The sequence below is a fragment of the Bradyrhizobium yuanmingense genome, from assembly GCF_025200905.1.
GTDB lineage: Bacteria > Pseudomonadota > Alphaproteobacteria > Rhizobiales > Xanthobacteraceae > Bradyrhizobium > Bradyrhizobium yuanmingense.
Map to the genome: position 1 here is coordinate 3507159 of NZ_CP104173.1, position 20840 is coordinate 3527998.

The window sequence follows — 20840 nt, forward strand, 5'->3', positions numbered from 1 at the left end:
CGGAGGCGGAGCGCCTCCGGTGACCGGCCGACCAGGCTCGCGAATCAGTTAGACTCTGCTGAGGGCATCCTCCGGAGAGACACCTTGCAGAAGAGCGGCGGCGGCGCGCGCGCGTTCCAGAATGCGCGATTGCAGAAGAAATTGACGAAGCAGGCCGACGCCGTCATTGCCGCAGCGGCGAACGCCTATGGCCAGGGCCGATACGCCGAGACAGAGGCGCTGTGCCGCGAGATCCTGAAAGCCCTTCCGGATCATGTCGACGCCATTCACCTGCTCGGCATGTGCGCCCATGACGGCCGGCGCCTCGAGGAGGCGAGAGAGCTGCTGGAGCGCGTGATCGCGCTCGATCCGCGCCTGCACGATGCCCATAACAATCTCGCGACCGTGCATTTCGACCTCGGCAATTACGAAGAGGCGCGGCGCTGCCAGGAGAGGGCGATCGCGCTGAAGCCGAGTTTCGCCGTCGCATTGACCAATCTCGGCAACACGCTGATGCATATGGGGCTGTACGAACAGGCGCTCGAGATGCACGAGCGCGCCATCAAGATTAAACCGGATTGTGCCGATGCGCTCTGCAATCGCGGCATGGTCGAGATCGTGCTTGGGCAGATCATGCGTGCCAAGGCGAGCTTCGATCGCGCCCTGCTGTTTCAGCCGCGTCACGCCGAGGCCATCGTCGGCAGCGGCATGGTCAGCATGGAGCTGCGGCACCACGAGGAGGCCGCAGCCAAGTTCGCTCAGGCCCTCGCAATCAAGCCAGGCGCGCCACGAATTCTGGCCCAGCGCGGACGGCTCAGTTACGAGCTGCAGCACCTGCAGGAGGCGCTGGCGGATTTCGATGCGGCGCTTGCGATTTCGCCCAAGCTCGAGCTGGCCCTTCGGGGCAAGGCGCAGGTCTGCCTCGTCATGGGAAGGACCGCGCAGGCGATGGCGGCCGCAACGACCTTGATCGAGCGAAATCCTCGCTCGGAGATGGGGTTGGCGCTTCTGGGCTTCGCTTATTCGAACCAGGGAGATATGGAATCCGCGATTGAATATCTCGATCGCGCGCTGGCGCTCCGACCGGACTATGGAGACGCGATCAGAGGCAAGATCTTCTTGCTGGACTACCTTGCGGAGGCGGATTTCGCGGTCCAGCAGGCGGTGCGAAAGTCCTGGTGGGATGCAATCGGCTCGAGGATTCCGCAAAGGACGCTGCCGAAGCGGCCGCTGGATCCGGACAAGCAGATTGTGGTCGGATATGTCGCGGCCGAATTCCGACAACACTCGGCGGGACTCACCTTGCTGCCCGTGTTGCGCCATCATGATCACGCCAAGTTCAAGATCGTCTGCTATTACGCCTGGCCGGGGGCGGACGAGTACACCGCCAAGTTCAAGGCGCTGGCGGATGTCTGGGTCGACGCTTGGCAGATGTCGGACGACGAGCTCGCCGATCGTATTCAGGCCGACAATGTCGACATTCTGATCGACGTTTCCGGCCACACGACCGGCAACAGGCTGCAATGCTTCGCGCGGAAGCCGGCTCCGATCCAGGCCACCGGCTTCGGACACGCGACGGGTACGGGCATGCCGACCATGGATTACGTGCTCGCCGATCCCATTTTCATTCCCCCATCGGCCCGGCATCTGTTTCCCGAGAAGATCCACGATCTGCCGTGCCTGATCACGATGGAGCCGGTCACCAATCTAAAGCCCTCCGAGCTGCCGATGCTCCGCAACGGCTACGTCACCTTTGGTGTGTTCAACCGCATCTACAAGATCTCGGATGATGCGATCCGCGTGTGGTCGCGCATCATGCGGGAAGTGCCGGGATCGAAGATCATCCTCAAGCATGGTTTGCTCGACGATGCCCTGCTGCGCGATAGCCTGGTCGCACGCTTCATCGCACAGGGTATTGCGGAGGAGGACATCACTTGCCTCGGCACCACCTCGCGTGACGACCATCTGATGGCCTTCGACAAGATCGATATTTCCCTCGACACGTTCCCGCAGAACGGCGGCATCAGCACCTGGGAATCCCTCTACAAGGGCGTTCCGGTCGTGGCCAAGCTCGGCATTGGAGCCTCCTCGCGTGCTGGCGCCTCCATCGTGGCGGCCGTCGGCCTCGGCGACTGGGTCGCGGAGGATGACGACGGTTATGTCGAGATCGCCCGCAAGTTCGCCTCGCAGCCCGAATATCTGGCAAAGTTGCGCGCGGGCTTACCGGCCCAGATCGCAGCCTCGCCCGCCGGCAATGTCGAGATCTACACGCGTGAGCTCGAGGCGGGCTACCGAAAGTTCTGGCGCGACTATTGTGCCGCTGCCGCCGAGCACGGCGACGCTGCGGTCAGCGGGGCGGACGCACCTGGCGGCTCCTGAGCCGCATCCTGCAGGCGACCCCCGGGATATCCCGGACGGATTTCTGGTCCGGCAGCCCGGCCGGGTCGGTGCGCGAATCAGTTAGACTCGGCCTTGGGCCATCTTCCGGAGAGACACCTTGCAGAGCAGCGTCGGCGCGCGCGCATTCCAGAATGCGCGATTGCAGAAGAAATTGAAGAAGCAGGCCGACGCCGTCATCTCCGCCGCGGCGAGCGCCTATGGTCAAGGCAGATATGCGGAGAGCGAGGCGCTCTGCCGCCAGATCTTGCAAGCCGTTCCGGATCATTTCGACGCGACGCACGTGCTCGGCCTCAGCGTGCAGCAGGGCGGGCGCCTCGACGAAGCGCAACAGCTGCTCGAGCGCGCGATTGCGATCGATCCGCGTTCGCACGAGGCTCAGAGCAATCTCGCGGCCGTCTACTTCGTGCTTCAGAAACTGGAAGCGGCGCGCGCCTGTCAGGAGAAAGCGATCGCGCTGAAGCCGAGTTTTACCCCGGCCCTGGCCGGCCTCGGCAACATCCTGCTCCAGATGAACCTGCCCGAACAGGCCATCGAGGTCTACGAGCGCGCCATCAAGCTGAAGCCCGACTACGCCGACGCGCTTTGCAATCGTGGCGTGGCGGAGCTGGCGCTGTTCCGGTTCGACCGCGCCAGGGAGAGCTTTGATCGCGCGCTGTTGTTTCAGCCGCGCCACGTCGAAGCGCTGATCGGCAAGGGCGTGGTCAGCATCGAGCTCAAGCGCTACGATGAGGCGGAGGCTGCACTCGCAGCGGCGTTCGCGATCAAGCCCGATTCAGCGAAGATCCTGGCGCAGCGCGGACGCCTCAATTCGTCCCTGTCGCGGCTGGAACAGGCGGCAGCGGACTTCGATGCGGCACTTGCGCTTTCACCCCGGTTCGAGATGGCCTTGCGGGGCAAGGCGGAGGTCTCGCTCAGCCTGGGAAACACCGCACAGGCGATCCTGGCCTGCACGACCTTGCTCGAGCAGAATCCACATTCCACGATCGCATTGGCGTTGCTGAGCTCCTGTTTTGCAAATCAGGGAGAAATCGCGTCCGCAATCGAACATCTCGACGCCGCGTTGGCGATCTCGCCGGATCCAGACTTGATGGCGCGGAAGATCTACTATCTGGACTTTCTCCCCGACGCCGATTTCACTATCCAGCAGGCGACGCGACGGTCCTGGGGCGAAGCGATCGGTGCCCGCGTGCCGCAGAGGAAGCTCGCCCCCCGGCAGCTCGATCCCGACAGGCGGATCGTGATCGGCTATGTTTCCGCCGAATTCTGGTATCATTCGGCGGCGTTCGGCTTGCTGCCGGTGCTGCGCCATCACGATCATGCCAGCTTCGAGGTCGTCTGCTATTCGTGTTCGCCGACTCAAGATGCGATCACAGCCGAATTCAAGTCGGCGGCAGACGGCTGGGTCGATGCCTGGCAGATGTTCGACGACGAACTGGCCGATCGTATCGAGGCCGACAAGGTCGATATCCTGATCGACGTGTCCGGGCACTCGTCGGGCAACAGGCTTCAGATCTTCGCCCGCAAGCCGGCTCCCATACAGGTCACGGGCTTCGGGCACGCGACCGGTACCGGCCTTCGGACGATGGACTACGTGCTCGCGGACCCTGTCTTCATTCCGCAATCGGCGCGGCATCTGCTGGCCGAAAAGGTCTATGACCTGCCGTGCCTGATCACGATCGATCCTATCCTGGATGTGCCGCCTTCGGAGCTTCCCATGCTTCGCAACGGCTACGTCACCTTCGGCGTGTTCAACCGCGTCAACAAGATCTCGGACGAGGCCATTCGCGTGTGGTCGAACGTGATGCGGGAGGTGGCCGGATCGAAGATCATCATCAAGCATACGCTGCTCGACGATCCCCTGGTGCGCGACGGCCTTCTCGCGCGCTTTGTCGCCCACGGGATTGCCGAGGAGAGGATCACCTGCCTCGGCTCGTCCGAGCGCGCCGATCATCTGCGAGCCTTCGCGCTGGTCGATATTTCGCTCGATCCGTTTCCGCAGAACGGCGGCGTCAGCACCTGGGAATCCCTCTATGCGGGCGTTCCGGTCGTCGCCAAGCTCGGCCACGGCGCATCCTCGCGCGCCGGCGGCTCCATCGTGGCCGCCGTCGGTCTTGACGACTGGGTGGCCGAGGACGACGAGGGCTACGCCGCGATCGCGTGCAAATTCGCTGCCCAGCCCGCGCATCTGGCAAGGCTGCGCGCGGAATTGCCGGCCCGGATCGCGGCTTCGGCCGCGGGTAATGTCGAAACCTACACGCGCAGGGTCGAGGAGGGCTACCGCAAGTTCTGGCGCGACTATTGTGCCGCGGCCTCGGAAAGCGGGGAGGTCGCTTAAGCCGGCCGAACCGCGCAGATTTTGTGGATCTGCGCCTTCGGCCCGATGATGCGTGTGACGATCAGACGAAGGGCGGCTTGATGTTGCTGCGCTTCTCCAGCCATTCCGGCACCGGCAGGTTCTTGGCGCGCATGAAGTCGGCGTTGAACAGCTTGGACAGATAGCGGCTGCCGGAATCGCACAGCACGGTGACGATCGTCTTGCCGGGCCCGAGCTGCTTCGCAAGCCGCATCGCGCCGACGACATTGATGCCCGTCGAGCCGCCGAGGCACAGACCTTCGTGCTGGAGCAGCTCGTAGATCGCACTGACGGCGTCGGTGTCGGGAATGAGATAGGCATCGTCGACCTTGGCAGTTTCGACGATCGCTGTGGCGCGGTTGAGGCCGATGCCCTCCGTGATCGAGCCGCCCGGCGTCGCCTTGGGATCGCCGGTCCTGAAATATTCGTACATGCCGGCGCCATGCGGATCGGCGCAGGCGATGCGGATGTTCTTGTTCTTCTCCTTCAAATAGCGGCTGACGCCGGCCAGCGTGCCGCCGCTGCCGACCGAGCAGACGAAGCCGTCGACCTTGCCGCCGGTCTGCTCCCAGATCTCAGGCCCCGTGGATTCGTAATGTGCCTTGGCGTTGTCCAGGTTGTTCCATTGGTCGGCGAACAGCACGCCATTGGGCTCGGTCTTGCGCAGCTCGTCGGCGAGCCGCCGGCCAACATGCTGGTAGTTGTTGGGGTTGGCGTAGGGAAGGGCCGGCACCTCGATCAGCGCGGCACCGCAAAGCTTCAGGAAATCCTTCTTCTCCTGGCTCTGCGTCTCCGGGATCACGATCAGGGTGCGGTAGCCGCGCGCGCTCGCAACCACGGCAAGGCCGATGCCGGTATTGCCGGCGGTCGCTTCCACCACCAGCCCGCCGGGCTTCAGCTCGCCGCGCTTCTCGGCCTCCAGGATCATCCATTTCCCGGCGCGGTCCTTCACCGACTGACCGGGATTCATGAACTCGGCCTTGCCCAGGATGGTGCAGCCGGTCAATTCCGAAGCCTGCTTGAGCTTGATCAGGGGGGTGTTGCCGATGGCTTCGACAACGTCGTTGCGAATGGTCATGTCGGGGAAAATCACTACCAAGGGGTTGATCGGCTTTGGCCCGAACCTAGTGCTTGGGAGGCCAAAGGGGAAGGCTTTTGCGCTGCGGCGAACCCGACCGAAACGCCCGCGGAAACAGTGATATGCCTGCAGTAGGAAATGGCCCAACCCCGGCCCGTGCACGAAACGATTGCGCTCCCGATCAACGTTGTTGCGATCAATTCTTGCCACGGGCGAAACGGGTCGCGACAGGGCGCGTGTCCTGTTCGCGGGGGATTATCTAGAAATGCGGTTGTCCCTCGGTGGTAAGAACCTCAGCCGCCGCAGCGGGAGAGGCGAAGCGAACCCTGCAGCAGTGGGTGTGGCCGCGATATCACATGAAATCTTGGTAAGCTTGCTTACGTTTTCCCAATGTTTCGCAATGAAGAAAGTCTCTGCGAGACAGCCGCTTTTCGCATTCTTGTCAGTTCGCTCCCGCCTCGTTGGCACGGGCATCTCGCAATTGCGGCACTGTCCCGCCGTTCCGCGCCCGGCTAGTATGAAGCTCAGGTTCCGCAGAAAGCATCATCACTGTGAGCGCGTCGTCCAAAGCCTCCCGACCACCCTGCCGCGAATCGGTTAATCCGGCAGCGTTGCGGCGGCTTGATCTGCCCGGCGGGGGGTGGATGTGACACAGCAAGTTCCAGTGGTCGCCTCGCGGCGGTCTCGCGGTTCTGCACTCCGAACGCTGCGCGCGGCGCGATGGACTGCGGTGCTGTGCCTCGCCGCGGCTTCGGGGGCTTGCGTGCTGACCCAGGATCTTCCCGATCCCGCGCTCGACGTTCCCACGCATTACAAATATGCCGGGAAGGGCGACGCGCCGCCGTCGCTGGATTGGTGGCGCGGCTTCCGCTCTGCGGAGCTGACGCAGCTGATGGAGGAGGCGCAGACCGTCAATCTCGACATCGCCGCGGCCGTGGCGCGCATCGTCCAGGCCGACGCCCAGGCGCGGCAGGCCGGCGCGGCGCTGCTGCCGAGTGTCTCGACAGGCGGATCCGAAACCTATTCGCGCACATCGGGCTCGAGCGCTTCGGGACTGTCCATCGGCGGGCGCGAGGTCGTCAATTATTCGGCCTCGCTGAGCGCGAGCTATCAGCTCGATTTCTGGGGCCAGAACCGCGACGCGCTGCAATCGGCAGAGGAGACGGCGAACGCCAATCGTTTCGATCGCGACACGGTCGCGCTGACCACGCTCGCCGCCGTCGCCAACGCCTATTTCCAGGTGCTGGCCTCGCAGGACCGCATCAGGACCTCACAGCGCAACATCGCGAGCGCGCAGCGCATCCTCGATGCGGTCAGGGAGCGCCGCAGGGCCGGCACCGGCACCGACCTCGACGTCGCCCAGCAGGAGAGCGTGCTGGCGAACCAGAAGGCGCTGGTGCCGCCGTTGCGCCAGACGCTGGACCAGAACGTCAACGCGCTCGCCGTGCTGGTGTCGCGGCCGCCGGAGAGCGTGCGCGTGCACGGCGGCTCTCTGGACCGGATCGCGATCCCGCGCGTGACGCCCGGCCTGCCGTCGGAGTTGCTGACGCAGCGGCCGGACATCCGCCGACAGGAGGCGCAGCTCGCCTCGGCCACCGCCAACATCGGCAATGCCCGGGCACAATTCTTTCCGACCATCCAGCTCACCGGCAATGGCGGCTACCAGAGCTCGGCGCTGGTCTCGCTTTTCCAGCCGCATGCGGCCTTCTTCCAGCTCGTCGGCAGCGCGACACAGCCGATCTTCGACGGCGGCAGGATCCTCGGCAATTTCGAGTTGGCCAAGGCGCGGCAGGACGAGCTGCTGCAAACCTATCGCAAGACCATCATCCAGGCCTTTGCCGACGTCGACAACGCGCTGTTCTCGATCAAGCAGACCACGATCAGGCTGCAATTGCAGCGCGACGTCGTCGCCGCCTCGCGTCGCGCCTTCGATCTCTCCGAGCAGCAATTGCGCGCCGGCACCGCCGACATCGTGACCGTGCTCAACACCCAGCTGACCCTGTTCCAGGCGGAAGACGCGTTGTGGCAGGCCCAACTCGCACGGCTTCTGGCCATCGTCAGCCTGTACCAGGCGCTCGGCGGAGGCTGGGAGCCGCGAATGGAGAAACCGGTCAATGCTCTTTAAGCCGGACACCAAGCAGGGAGCGGGAGAGGGGACAGCGAAGCGATCGCGCGGCCGCGGCTTCGTCATGACCCTGATCACGCTCGCGATCCTCGCCGGCCTCGGCTATGTCGGCTGGATCGTCATGCAACAGCAGCAGACGAACAACCGCAATCAGCGCCCCGATCTGCCGGTGCCGGTGCTGGCGGCGAGCCCGCGCATCCAGGACGTGCCGGTTTATCTCGACGGCGTCGGCGCGATCCGCGCGCTCAACACCGTGACCGTGCGCTCGCAGGTCGATGGCAAGCTGATCGCGGTCAACTTCACGGAAGGCCAGGACGTCAAGAAGGGCGACGTGCTCGGCGAAATCGATCCGGCGATCTATCAGGCGCAGTACGACCAGGCGGTTGCCAAGAAGGCGCAGGATCAGGCCCAGCTCGCCAACCAACGCATCGACCTCGCGCGCTACGAGCAGCTCGCGGCCTCCAACGCCGGCTCCAAGCAGCAGGCCGACACCCAGCGTGCGTTGGTCGCGCAGACCGAGGCGCTGGTCAAGGCCGACCAGGCTGCGATCGACAACGCGGCGGCGACGCTGAGCTACACCAAGATCGTGGCGCCGATCTCGGGCCGCGTTGGCCTGCGCCTAGTCGACCAGGGCAACATCATCCATGCCTCCGACACCACGGGCCTCGTGGTGATCACGCAATTGCAGCCGATCGCGGTGTGGTTCAGCCTGCCGCAACAGCAGATCATGCGCGTCAACGCGGCAGCGGCGAAGGGGCCGCTCGCGGTCGACGTGTTCGGCAATGACGGCATCACGGTGATCGATACCGGCAAGCTCACCGGCATCGACAACCAGGTCGACCAGACCACCGGCACGCTCAAGCTCAAGGCCGAATTCCCCAATGCCAATTACCAGCTCTGGCCGGGCCAGTTCGTCAATGTCCGCCTCAAGGTCGAGACCTTGACGCAGGCGCTGGTGGTGCCGACCTCGGCGGTGCAGCGCGGCCCGATCGGCACTTTCAGCTACGTCATCGGCGCGGACAACATCGTCTCGGCCAAGCCCGTGACGGTGACCCAGCAGAACGAGCATGACGCCGTGATCGCGAGCGGCCTGTCGGCGAGCGAGAGGGTGGTCACCACGGGCTTCGCAAATCTGTCCGACGGCTCCAAGGTGATCGTCGGCCGCGATGACCAGACTCCGTCGGCCGATCTTGCCCCGCGCAAGCGCTCGCGCGCACCGGACGCTCAGAAGAAGGATGGTGCTAACGAAGGCCAGAAGGACGGGCAGAAGGACGGCCAAGCCAAGGACGGCGAGTTGCGCGCCAAGCGCAAGAGCAGTGAAGGCGACCAGAAGGGGCAGACGGGACCGGCGCCGGGGCCGGGGGCATCGGAAAGTGGAGCCAAGCAGCCATGATCCCGACAACAGCCGCTTGAAGCGGCAGGCATAACCCATGGGTGTCTCCGAACCCTTCATCCGCCGGCCGATCGCGACCTCGCTGCTCGGCATCGCGCTTCTGATCGGCGGGCTGCTCGGCTATTTCGCACTCCCGGTCTCGGCGCTGCCGCAGGTCGATTTCCCGACCGTGCAGGTGACGACGCAGCTGCCGGGCGCGAGTCCGGACGTGATCGCCTCGCTGATCACCGCGCCGCTGGAGCGGCAGCTCGGGCAGATCCCGTCGCTCTCGGCGATGAACTCGACGAGCTCGTTCGGCGTCAGCCAGATCTCGCTGCAGTTCGAGCTCAACCGCGACATCGACGGGGCGACGCAGGACGTGCAGGCCGCGATCAATGCCGCCGCGGGCGTGCTGCCGAGGACGCTGCCTTACCCGCCGACCTACGCCAAGGTGAACCCGGCGGATGCGCCGGTGATGACGCTGGCGCTGCGCTCGGACACGATCTCGCTGCGGGTGATGAGCGACATCGCCGACACCATTCTGGCGCAACGTTTGAGCCAGATCTCCGGCGTCGGGCGCGTGTCCGTGCTGGGCGGGTTGAAGCCGGCCGTGCGCATCCAGGCCGATCTGGCGCGCCTTGCAGCCTACGGCATCGCGATGGAAGATCTGCGCACCGCGATCGCCAATGCCAATGTCTCGGGGCCGAAAGGCTCGCTCGACGGCGCGCAGCAATCCTACATCATCGCCGCCAACGACCAGATCGCGGCGGCTGAAGCCTACAAGCCCGTCATCATCGCCTATCGCAACGGCTCGCCGGTGACCATTGCCGACGTCGCCCAGATCGTCGACGGCCTCGAGAACGACCGCACCGGCGGCTGGTACCAGGGCACGCCGGCGGTCATCCTCGACATCCAGCGCCAGCCCGGCGCCAACGTCATCGACGTCGTCAGCCAGATCCGCGCCGAGATCCCGAAACTGCAGCGCGCGATCCCGGCCGGCGTGAATCTCACCATCGTCTCCGATCGCACCGTCACCATCCGCGCCTCGGTGCGCGACGTACAATTCACTCTGGTCCTTGCCGTCGTGCTGGTGACGCTGGTCGTGCTGCTGTTCCTGCGTTCGTTGCGCGCGACCGTGATCGCCGGCGTGGCGCTGCCGTTGTCGCTGATCACGAGCTTCGGCATCATGTATTTTGCCGGCTTCAGCCTCGACAATCTGTCGCTGATGGCGCTCACGATCGGCACCGGATTCGTCGTCGACGATGCCATCGTGATGATCGAGAACATCGTGCGCCACATGGAAAATGGCGACGGCGCGATGGAGGCCTCGCGCAAGGGCGCCAGCGAGATCGGCTTCACCGTGATCTCGCTGACGGTGTCGCTGATTGCGGTCTTCATCCCGCTCCTGTTCATGTCGGGCCTGGTCGGGCGCATGTTCCGCGAATTCGCGCTGACCTTGACGATTGCGGTCGTGACCTCGGCGGTGGTCTCGCTGACGCTGACACCGATGATGTGCTCGCGGCTGCTCAAGCACGCGCACGAGGAGCTGGCCGTGCCGGGACTGGCCGCGATCAGCCGCTTCATCGACCGCACGGTCGATGCCTATCACAGATCGCTGTTGTGGGTGCTGGAGCGCCAGCGCGCCACGCTGGTCGTGACCTTCGTTACGCTGATCGCGACGCTGGTGCTCTATGTCGTCGCGCCCAAGGGCTTCCTGCCGCTGCAGGACACCGCTTCGATCACGGCGGTGACGGAGGCGGGGCCCGACGTGTCGTTTGCGGAAATGAAGAGGCGGCAGGCCGAGGCAGCCGAGGCCATCAGGGCCGACCCTGATGTGGTCGGCGTGGTCTCGGTGATCGGTGCGGGCTCCGTCAACCCGACCACCAATGTCGGCCGCCTCGTCATGAGCTTGCGGCCGCGCGGCGAGCGCCAAGACGATGTCAGCGTGGTCGTGACCCGGTTGAAGGAGCGGGTCTCCGGCATCCCCGGCATGACCGTCTATTTCCAGCCGGTGCAGGACGTGCAGATCTCGACCCAGTCGAGCCGCTCGCAATACCAGTACACGCTGACCGGCACCGATGCGACGCTGGTCTCGGAATGGGCGCGCAAGCTGGTTGCGGAGATGCGGCGCGATCCCTTGTTCCGGGACGTCTCCTCCGAGGCGCAGGAGGGCGGCCTGCGGGCGCAGCTCGATGTCGACCGCACGCGCGCCGGCCAGCTCGGCGTGAGCCTGCAAGCAATCACCGACACGCTGAACGACGCCTTCGCGCAGCGGCAGATCTCGACCATCTACGGCCAGGCCAACCAGTACCGGGTGGTGCTGGAGGCGCTGCCGATGTATCAGCGCGATCCCTCGATCCTGTCGAAGCTCTATCTGCCGGGTGCCGCGAGCGCCACCGCGGGCGCGCCCAATGCCCAGGTGCCGCTGTCGGCCGTGGCGACGCTGAAGCGGACCACGGCGCCGCTCGCGATCTCGCATCAGGCGCAATTCCCGTCGGTGTCGCTCAGCTTCAATCTGGCGCCGGGCGCGGCGCTCGGCGATGCCGTCGAAGCCGTAAAGGTGATCGAGACCCGCATCGGCATGCCGGGCAGTATCGTCGGCGTCTATGCCGGCGACGCCGCCGAATTCGCCAAGGCACTCGCCGGCCAGCCCTGGTTGCTGCTCGCCGCCGTCATCACGATCTACATCGTGTTAGGGGTGCTCTACGAGAGCTATATCCATCCGATCACGATCCTGTCGACGCTGCCCTCGGCCGGCGTCGGCGCCATCCTGGCACTGATGCTGTGCGGACAGGACCTCTCGGTGATCGGCCTGATTGGCATCATCCTCTTGATGGGCATCGTCAAGAAGAACGCGATCATGATGATCGACTTTGCGCTCGAGGCCGAGCGCGGGCGGGGCATGTCGCCCAGTGAAGCCATCGTGCAGGCCTGTCTGTTGCGCTTCCGTCCGATCATGATGACGACGCTGGCGGCGCTGTTCGGGGCGCTGCCGCTCGCGATCGAAAGCGGCACCGGCGCCGAGCTGCGCTTTCCGCTCGGCATCTCCATCATCGGCGGCCTGCTGCTCAGCCAGCTCCTGACACTTTACACGACGCCCGTGATCTACCTGGCGCTCGACCGCATCAACCGCCGGTTCGAGCAGGCACTGCCGCCGGCTGGATCCGGCGGCCCGCCGGTCGCCGGCGCGACCGAGGGGATGCAGTGATGGCATCGATCTCGGAGCCCTTCATCCGCCGTCCGGTCGCGACCACGCTGCTGTCGATCGGGCTGTTCCTGCTGGGTGTCGTCGCCTACCGGTTCCTGCCGGTCGCCTCGGTCCCGAACGTCGACTTTCCCGCCATCTTCGTCTCCGCCAGCCGGCCCGGCGCCGATCCGTCCGTGATGGCGGCGACGGTCGCTTCGCCACTGGAGCGACGTTTGGGAGAGATCGCCGGCATCAACCAGATCACCTCGACCTCGAGCCTCGGCACGACCAGCATCCAGCTTCAGTTCGACATAGGCCGCAACATCGACAAGGCCGCGCGCGACGTGCAGGCGGCCATCAACGCCGCGATGGTCGACCTGCCGAGCGACTTGCCGACGCTGCCGCGTTTCCGCAAGGCAAACACGGCCGGTGCACCCATCTTCGTGCTGGCGTTGACCTCCAAGACGATCTCTCCGTCGGCGATCTACGACGTCGCGGATAGCGTGTTGGCGCAACGCATCTCGCAGGTGCCGGGCGTCGGCAACGTGTCGATCTCCGGCGCCGACCAGCCGGCCGTGCGCGTGCAGCTCAACCCGGTTGCGCTGTCCAATGCTGGAATCGCCACTGACGACGTGCGAACCGCGATCATCGCCGCCAACGCGCTCGGCCCCGTCGGCATCTTCGAAGGCGAGCGCCAGAGCGAGACGCTGTCGCTGAACAAGCAGATGCGCACGGCGAAGGAGTTCCGCGACATCGTCATCAAGAGCTCGGGCAATAATTTCGTGCGGCTGTCGGATGTCGCCGACATCGAGGATTCCGTCCGCAACGTCCGCTCGATAGCCTGGTTCAACAGGCAACCGGCGGTTCTGATCCAGATCACCAAGCAGGGCGATGCCAACGTCATCGACACCGTCGACCGGGTCAAGGCGCTGATCCCCGAGCTGAAGCAGTGGATCCCGGCCGGTGTCGAGATCTCCACCCTGGTCGATCGGACCGGCACGATCCGCGCCAGCGTGCTGGACATGCAATGGACGCTGCTGGCAACGTCCGTCCTGGTGATGGTCGTCGTGTTCGTGTTCCTGCGGCGGCTGACGCCGACCATCGCGGCCGGCATCTCGGTGCCGCTGGCACTCGCCGGGACTTGCGCCGGCATGTGGGTTGCGGGCTTCTCCATCGACAACCTGTCGCTGATGGCGCTCGCCATCTCCGTCGGCTTCGTTGTCGACGACGCCATCGTCATGATCGAGAACATGTTCCGCAACCTCGAGCAAGGCATGCGGCCGTTCCGGGCGGCGCAGGAGGGCGCCAAGCAGATCGGCTTCACCGTGGTCTCGATCAGCCTGTCGCTGATCGCGGCCTTCACGCCGCTGATCTTCATGGACGGCGTCGTCGGTCGGCTCCTGCGCGAATTTTCGCTGACGCTGACCTTCGCCATCCTGGTCTCGACGCTGGTGTCGCTGACGGTCACGCCGATGATCTGCGCCCATTACATCCGGCAGGCCACCTCCGGCACGGCAACGCTGTTCGACCGCATCATCGAAGGCGCGCTGTCGCGCACCATCGTGTTCTACGCCCGCACCCTGCGCACCGTGCTGGAATTCCCGCTGCTGACGCTGCTGGTGTTCTTCGCCACCATCGCGCTCACGGTGACGCTCTACATCAAGGTCCCCAAAGGCTACTTCCCCACGGACGATTCCGGCTTCATCATCGGCGCGACGCGCGCCTCGGCGGACACCTCGTTCCAGTCGATGCTCGGCCTGCAGCAGCGGCTCGCCGAGATCGTGATGAAGGATCCCGCCGTGGCCGGCATCGGCTCGACGGTCGGCAGCGGGGGCCCGGGTCCGGCGACCTCGAACCGCGGCACCATGTTCATCAGCCTGAAGCCGCCGGAGGAACGTGGCCACGTGTCGACTGAGGTCGTGATCGAACGGCTCAGGCGCGCACTATATCCCGTGCCCGGCATCCGCCTCTTCATGTTCGCTGCCCAGGACGTGCGGGCCGGCGGGCGTCAGAGCGATTCCGACTACCAATATACGCTCACCAGCACCGATCTCGGCCTGTTGCAGAAATGGGCGCCAATCGTTGCCAAGCGCCTGGAGAGCGTGGAGGGCATCACCGACATCTCCAGCGATCGCGATCCCGGCGGGCTGCAGCTGACGCTCGCCATCGACCGCCAGAAGGCGTCCGCGCTCGGCGTCAAGGTCCAGGACATCGACAACGCGCTGAACAACGCTTTCGCACAGCGGCAGATCTCGATCATCTACACCCAGCGGAACCAGTACATGACCGTGCTGGAGATCGACCCGAAGTTCCAGGTCGACCCCTTCAATCTCGATCGCATCTACGTCGCCGGCGCGGGAGATGCGCAGGTGCCGCTGTCGGCCGTGGTGCGCGCGACGCGCGGGCTCGCTGCGCTCGCCGTCTATCATTCGCAGTCGTTCCCATCGACCACGGTGTCCTTCAACCTGATGCCGGACGTGCCGCTTCAGGCGGCGACCCAGAACATCCAGCGCGCGGTCGACGAGTTGCACATGCCCGAAGGTATTCGCGGCAGCTTCGACGGCAATGCCGGCGATTTCGCCAGGACCAGCGGTCGTCAGCCGCTCCTGATCCTCGGCGCGCTGGTCGCGATGTATATCGTGCTCGGGGTGCTCTATGAGAGCCTCGCCCATCCGCTCACGATCATCTCGACGCTGCCCTCGGCCGGCTTAGGTGCGCTGCTGGCCTTGCAGCTCACCAACACGCCGCTGACGGTGATCGCCTTCGTCGGCATCATCCTCTTGATCGGCATCGTCAAGAAGAACGGCATCATGATGGTCGACTTCGCGCTCGATGCCGAGCGCCAGCGCGGGCTGTCCTCGGCCGAGGCGATCTTCGAGGCCTGCCAGGCGCGCTTCCGCCCGATCCTGATGACGACCATGGCGGCGCTGTTCGCCGGCATTCCGCTGGTGATTGCGACCGGCCCCGGCACGGAGCTGCGCCGGCCGCTCGGCATCACCATCATCGGCGGCCTGTTCGTCTCGCAGATCCTGACGCTGTACACGACGCCCGTGATCTACCTGCTGATCGACCGCCTGCGGCGGCGATCCGAGCCGCGTCCGCTGGCGGCACCGGCGGAATAGGTTGTTGCAGCGCCGCGCGAAGCGTATAGCGGCGACCATGTCCAATCCGCCCAAGACTGCCGCCGCGCTGGCCGAGCCGATCCCCGAATGCCCGCATTGCCAGAAGCCGATGCCGCTGTGCATTTGCGACAGCGTCACGCCGATCGAGAACCGGCTCTCGCTCCTGATCCTGCAGCATCCGCAGGAGCAGGACAGGGCACTCGGCACGGCGCGGCTGCTGGCCAGGCATTTTGCCGATGCCACGGTGCGGGTCGGCCTGTCCTGGCCGAGCCTGTCCAAGGCGCTGGGACGGCCGGTCGAGAATGCTTCGCACTGGGCGGTGCTCTATCTCGGCTCGGCACGCGCGGCCGATCTCGATGCCGAAGGTGAGATCGTCGCACTCAACCGCAAGGGCGAGGTCGCGGAGAACCAGCGCGCGATCCTCGGCAAGCTCGAAGGTGTGGTGCTGCTCGACGGCACCTGGAGCCAGGCCAAGGCGCTGTGGTGGCGCAATCCCTGGATGCTGAAATGCCAGCGCGTGATCCTCAATCCGGCACGTCCCTCTCGCTACGGGCGCTTGCGCAAGGAGCCGCGCCGCGACGGCCTCTCGACCATCGAAGCCGCCGCGACGATCCTCGCCGGCCTCGAGCGGCGCCCTGATCTCGCCGAGACGCTTCATGCCAGTTTCGAACGGATGCTGGCTCGCTACCGCGAGGTCCAGGCCGAGATGCCGGAACTGGCACCCAAGCCCGCGCCCAAGGGCCGCCGGCGCGACTTCAGGCGCGGCAAGCGCGCCTGATTTCGGCTGGACATTTCGCTGTGCTACAAGCGGGCCGTGGGGTTGCCTAAGCCATTGATCCCCTATATTGGTCCGCCCTTACGGGGCCACGTGGCGGAGTGGTTACGCAACGGTCTGCAAAACCGTGTACACCAGTTCAATTCTGGTCGTGGCCTCCATCACAAGCCTCTGATTTTCCGCAAAATTTTGGCCTATGCGCGGTTCCGCCGAGCCGCACGTACCCGCCAGCCACCGGGTTTGCCCGGGGCTTGGCGGAAAGGTGCGATTCAGGTCCTCTGGCATAGACTTCGCATCTGCGAAGAGACGCATCCAAACCCTGGAGCTGGAGAGCACGTGGGCGACGTCGTTCGATTTGTCCCGAAATCCGAGCTGGAGCGGGCCCGCCTCATTGCCGAGGCGCGCGCGATCTATGACAGCATCTTCCCGCCGGCTGCACCCGACCGGGCGCCGCAGCAGGGCGAGGAGCGCGTCAAGACTTGATCGGGGCTGCGCCGGTCCCCGGCGCTCGGTCATGCCGAACCGCCCGCAAGGCGGACGCATCGGTTCACTTCAAGTCGGCCTCAGCAGGCCGCGTACCAGCCGTCGGGAAAGGGCAGGAGGGGCCAGGCGCCCTCGTTGTCATTGGCAGCCTTGTTGGCTGCCTTGGGCGTCGCGTCGAAGCTCCACGAGCGGGGCACGTAGTCCTCCACCGGCACGGGCGCGAAATCCTCAAAGACCATGGCGTCCCGGACAGCATCCAGCAGCAAATTGAATTCGGCTTCGCTCATCACACCCTCGCAGAATGCGGACGGCGCAATGTCGCAAAGCCGGTTTGTTTCCGGATTGATCCGATCGTTCGCATTTTAACGATGCGGCGATCGGGACCCGAATGGTTAGCGATTCCTGAAAATCCCCGCGGCAACCCTATGTGCCGCCGCCGCGCAGCGGGTGTGAAGGAGATCACGTTCCCGGCGGTTTATTTCTCGTAACCCCTTTGTCCCATGCCGGCCAATGCAGGCCGGAGCGGGCAGGGCAGAGCGGGAGACTGGTCATGAAGGCGAGGTTCTTGCGGTTTGCGGGCGTGAAGAGCCGGGCGCGGGGCGCCTCTACGGTCGGGCTATTCCTGACGCTATTTGCCTCCGCGGCCCATGCACAGGGAACTGCGGAGCAGCGGCGGGCCTGTACCCCCGACGTCTACCGGCTCTGCGCCGGCGAGATCCCCAACGTCCGCGCCATCACGGCCTGCCTGCGCCGCAACCGCGCGAGCCTCAGCGAGGCCTGCCGATCCGTGTTCGACCAGGCGGGCGGCTGAACGGCCCGGCTTGTGGGCTTGTGCGCAGCAAGTCCCTCGCAGGGGCTCGCGAATCCGTCACAGGCACCCTGTGGATATGCTGTGGATTTGCTGCGGATGCTGGACGTGGATGCTTCGTACCTTCATCGCATCTTGGTCGCCAATCGTCATATCTGCGTCAAATGAGCTCACCGAATGATTCAGCGGGCCGGCAGATCGCTGCTGCGGCCGAGAGCATTTCGTAATCCCCCGAATTCGGAATCCCTCACCTGCGTCGCGGTCCGCGGACAGTTTTTGGGCAACCGTTTGCCCAAATGTCGGGCGCGCTCCGTCCAAATTTTTGTACGCCCGCGGACAAGCTTTTCACCGCCCACTCCCGCACGCTTCCTCCCCGATCACTGGAGCATGGCAGACGCCATGACATTTCGGAGGAACTGGCGAGATGGAGAAGTCGATTTGGCCCCAGGCGCGGCGGGGAATGGCGCGCGCATCATTGCCGCGGTACAAGCTCATGCTCGGCGCCGCCATTGCTTTCGGTCTCGTCGTTGCCTCACCGCTGAGCGCGGAGGCCGCAGCGCCCGCTGCCTGCGCCGCGCTTCAGGAAAAGTATCCGGACTGGAAGGGCAAGACGCTCGTCAATGCCATCAACCCGCACACGCCGGGCTATGAGACGATCGATCCCAAGGATCCCAGCAAGTATATCGGCTTCGACATCGATCTCGGTGAAGCCATCGGCGAATGTCTCGGCTTCAAGCTGACCTACAAGGCGGTGACGTTCGCGGCGCTCCTGACCACGCTCGCCGCCGGTCAGGCCGACATCGTGATCTCCGACATCTACGCCACCAAGGAGCGCGCCAAGGCGGCCGACTTCATCACCTACTCGAAGGTGTTCGATGGCGTGCTGGTCGCCAAGGGCAACCCGAAGGGCATCAACGGCATCAACCTGTCGCTGTGCGGCGCCGCTGCTGCCGAAAATACCGGCTATGTCGAGGTGCCCCTGATCCAGGCGCTGATCCCGGAGTGCAAGAAGGCCGGCAAGCCGGAGCCGACCATCCAGCTCTACGACAACAACGCCAACTGCATTCAGGCGATTCTGGCCGGCCGCGCCGACACCTACATCAACGACGTCAACACCGTCGACAGCGCCGTAAAAGCCTATCCGGACAAGCTGGAGAAGGCGGTCGCTGTGACGATCCCATACTCGGTCGGCATCGCTGTTCCCAGGGGCAAGCCGAAATTTCGTGACGCCGTGCTCGCTGCCCTGATCGAGGTGCAGAAGGCGGGCACGCACATGGCGCTCCTGAAGAAGCATGGGCTCGATGTGAACAACTTCATCGAGCCGGAAATTCTCACGGCTGACTGACTGAGCGCGGTCGACTTCTCCCCGACGGGGAGAGGTCGGCGCGAAGCGCCGGGTGAGAGGGCGTAACCTCTCATCCGGATCGCATCGAACGATGCGACGTAGCCGAAGCTTCGCTTCGAGAGGTGGCCTGTCCTCGAGGCGCCCGTCTTCGACCAAACCCGATCCCGTTCTCATGACTGTCGACTGATGTCGCTGTTCCTTCATTACCTGAGCATGCCGTATCTGCTCGCGGGCATCGAGCTCACCCTCGAGGTGACCGCCCTCGGGCTCGGCGGCGGGTTGATCCTCGGATTGATCCTCGCCGGCATGCAGCTGTCGCGCTTCTGGCTGCTGGCGGCGATCGCCCGGGCCTATACCGTGATCTTCCGCGGCACGCCGCTGATCCTCCAGATGGTTTTCGCCTACGACGCGCTGCCGCATATGGGCATCAAGCTGCCGGCCGTGCTGGCGGCAGGCCTTGCGCTCGCCTGCAACGAGGCGCCGTTCATTGCGGAGATGCTGCGCGCCGGCGTGCTCGGCGTCGACCGCGGCCAGGTGACGGCGGGGCAGGCGCTCGGCATGACGCCGTCGGTGCTGATGCGCAGGGTCATCGCCCCACAGGCGATCCGCACGATGATTCCGGCCTTCGGCAATGAGGCGGTGAGCGCGTTGAAGAACTCCTCGCTCGCGTCTGTTATCGCGGTGCAGGAGCTGACCTTGCGCTCGACCCAGCTGGCATCTTCGACCTTCGACTTCTTTTCGATCTTCTTTGCCTCGGGGCTGCTCTATCTCGTTCTGACCACGGCCATCAGTGTCATCCAGCTCCTCGTCGAATGGTGGCTCGACCTCGACCGAACCACACGCCGCGAACGCAAGCTCGCCGATTATCTGCCGTGGCGCCGCGTCGACCTCGGCACCAAGTTCGAGCTTGCCGCCGTGACCGCCGCTGATCCGGAGCCTGCACAGCCAGCGCCCGGCGATACGCCGCCGCTGGCCTTGACCCGTGAGGAGCGCGCCCGTCGCGCGGCGACGATCGCGCGCAACAATATCGCGGTCGAGACCAAGGACCTCACCAAGAGCTACGGCGGGCAAAAGGTGCTCAACGGCCTCGACTTGACCGTGCGTGTGGGCGAGGTGGTGGCGTTGCTCGGTCCCAGCGGCTCCGGCAAGAGCACGCTGCTTCGCTGCATCAACCATCTGGAGAACTGGGACGCCGGCACAGTGCGCGTCGGCGGCCGGCGGCTCGGCTTCGGCGAGAATGGCAAGCCATTGTCGCCGCGCGCCATCGCCAACGAGCGGGCCAGTGTCGGCGTCGGCATGGTGTTCCAGCAATTCAACCTGTTTGCTCACCTCTCAGCGAAGGAGAACATCGCCGGGCCCTTGCGCTGGGTCCACGGCATGACCCGGATCGACGCCGACCGCCGCGCCGCCGAGCTGCTTGACCGCGTTGGTCTCTCACACCGTGCCGATGCGCTGCCGCGACATCTCTCCGGCGGCCAGCAGCAGCGCGTTGCCATCGCCCGCGCGCTGGCGCCCAATCCGAGCGTGCTGCTGCTGGACGAGCCGACCTCGGCGTTGGATCCGGAGCTCGTCAATGAAGTGCTGGAGGTGATCCGCCGCCTCGCGATTGACGACGGCCTCACCATGATCATCTCGACGCACCAGATCCGCTTTGCCGATGAGGTCGCGGACCGTGTCGCTTTCCTGAGCGGTGGCACCATCGTCGAGGAGGGGCCGGCGCACGAGGTGCTCTCCAATCCACGCAATCCGCTGACGGCGCGTTTCCTCAGCGTGATGGAGGCCGACAAGGCTCCGGAGACGGTGCGATGAGCCC

The 20840-nt window shown here is 65.1% G+C and carries 13 protein-coding genes and 1 tRNA gene; 12 read left to right on the forward strand and 2 right to left on the reverse strand.

The annotated features are described in order from the left end of the window. The first annotated feature begins 84 nt into the window (after positions 1–84). Together N2605_RS16515 and N2605_RS16520 are read left to right on the forward strand one after the other, a co-directional pair. Entirely contained in the window at positions 85–2358 is a 2274-nt protein-coding gene (locus tag N2605_RS16515) for an O-linked N-acetylglucosamine transferase, SPINDLY family protein (RefSeq protein ID WP_036027977.1), read from the forward strand. Between the two features lie 118 nt (positions 2359–2476). Then, entirely contained in the window at positions 2477–4714 is a 2238-nt protein-coding gene (locus N2605_RS16520) for an O-linked N-acetylglucosamine transferase family protein (protein ID WP_036027978.1), read from the forward strand. Positions 4715–4775: 61 nt separating this feature from the next. On the opposite strand, the gene N2605_RS16525 is transcribed toward N2605_RS16520, so the two are convergent. Continuing rightward, positions 4776–5810, reverse strand: a complete 1035-nt coding sequence (locus N2605_RS16525; protein WP_260347259.1) for a cysteine synthase A — start codon at positions 5808–5810, stop codon at positions 4776–4778. Positions 5811–6450: 640 nt separating this feature from the next. On the opposite strand from N2605_RS16525, the gene N2605_RS16530 reads away from it, so the two are divergent. The 7 genes from N2605_RS16530 to N2605_RS16560 all read left to right on the forward strand — a co-directional run bounded on the left by N2605_RS16530 (position 6451) and on the right by N2605_RS16560 (position 16874). Next, complete coding sequence (locus N2605_RS16530; protein WP_225125458.1) at positions 6451–7935, forward strand: efflux transporter outer membrane subunit; 1485 nt, start codon at positions 6451–6453, stop codon at positions 7933–7935. Next, positions 7925–9328, forward strand: a complete 1404-nt coding sequence (locus tag N2605_RS16535) for an efflux RND transporter periplasmic adaptor subunit (protein ID WP_260347260.1) — start codon at positions 7925–7927, stop codon at positions 9326–9328. The genes N2605_RS16530 and N2605_RS16535 overlap by 11 nt, the downstream gene beginning before the upstream one ends. A gap of 37 nt (positions 9329–9365) precedes the next feature. Further along, positions 9366–12515 carry an efflux RND transporter permease subunit gene (locus tag N2605_RS16540; protein WP_260347261.1) on the forward strand — a complete coding sequence of 1050 codons (3150 nt, stop codon included), beginning with the start codon at positions 9366–9368 and terminating at the stop codon, positions 12513–12515. Continuing rightward, a complete protein-coding gene (locus tag N2605_RS16545; protein WP_260347262.1) occupies positions 12515–15616 on the forward strand; it encodes an efflux RND transporter permease subunit in 3102 nt (1033 codons plus the stop codon). Before N2605_RS16540 ends, N2605_RS16545 begins: the two co-directional genes overlap by 1 nt. Before the next feature lie 37 nt (positions 15617–15653). Further along, positions 15654–16394, forward strand: coding sequence for a tRNA-uridine aminocarboxypropyltransferase (locus N2605_RS16550; protein ID WP_225128772.1), 741 nt, complete (start codon positions 15654–15656; stop codon positions 16392–16394). 84 nt (positions 16395–16478) lie between these two features. Beyond that, a tRNA-Cys gene (locus N2605_RS16555) sits at positions 16479–16552 on the forward strand. Between the two features lie 175 nt (positions 16553–16727). Further along, on the forward strand, positions 16728–16874 hold the full coding sequence (locus N2605_RS16560; RefSeq protein ID WP_167361661.1) for a hypothetical protein: 147 nt from the start codon (positions 16728–16730) through the stop codon (positions 16872–16874). A gap of 80 nt (positions 16875–16954) precedes the next feature. Here the strand turns inward: N2605_RS16560 and N2605_RS16565 are convergent, their stop codons facing one another. Beyond that, on the reverse strand, positions 16955–17161 hold the full coding sequence (locus tag N2605_RS16565) for a hypothetical protein (protein WP_225112836.1): 207 nt from the start codon (positions 17159–17161) through the stop codon (positions 16955–16957). A gap of 263 nt (positions 17162–17424) precedes the next feature. Here N2605_RS16565 and N2605_RS16570 point away from each other — a divergent pair, with 263 nt between their 5' ends. The 3 genes from N2605_RS16570 (at position 17425) to N2605_RS16580 (ending at position 20836) form a co-directional block, all read left to right on the forward strand. Next, the gene (locus N2605_RS16570; protein ID WP_025036239.1) at positions 17425–17685 is read left to right on the forward strand and encodes a hypothetical protein; all 261 of its coding nucleotides are present in this window, start codon (positions 17425–17427) and stop codon (positions 17683–17685) included. Between the two features lie 457 nt (positions 17686–18142). Beyond that, on the forward strand, positions 18143–19027 hold the full coding sequence (locus tag N2605_RS16575) for an ABC transporter substrate-binding protein (protein WP_425248849.1): 885 nt from the start codon (positions 18143–18145) through the stop codon (positions 19025–19027). 186 nt (positions 19028–19213) lie between these two features. After that, positions 19214–20836 carry an amino acid ABC transporter permease/ATP-binding protein gene (locus N2605_RS16580; protein WP_225141915.1) on the forward strand — a complete coding sequence of 541 codons (1623 nt, stop codon included), beginning with the start codon at positions 19214–19216 and terminating at the stop codon, positions 20834–20836. The last annotated feature ends 4 nt before the right edge of the window (positions 20837–20840 follow it).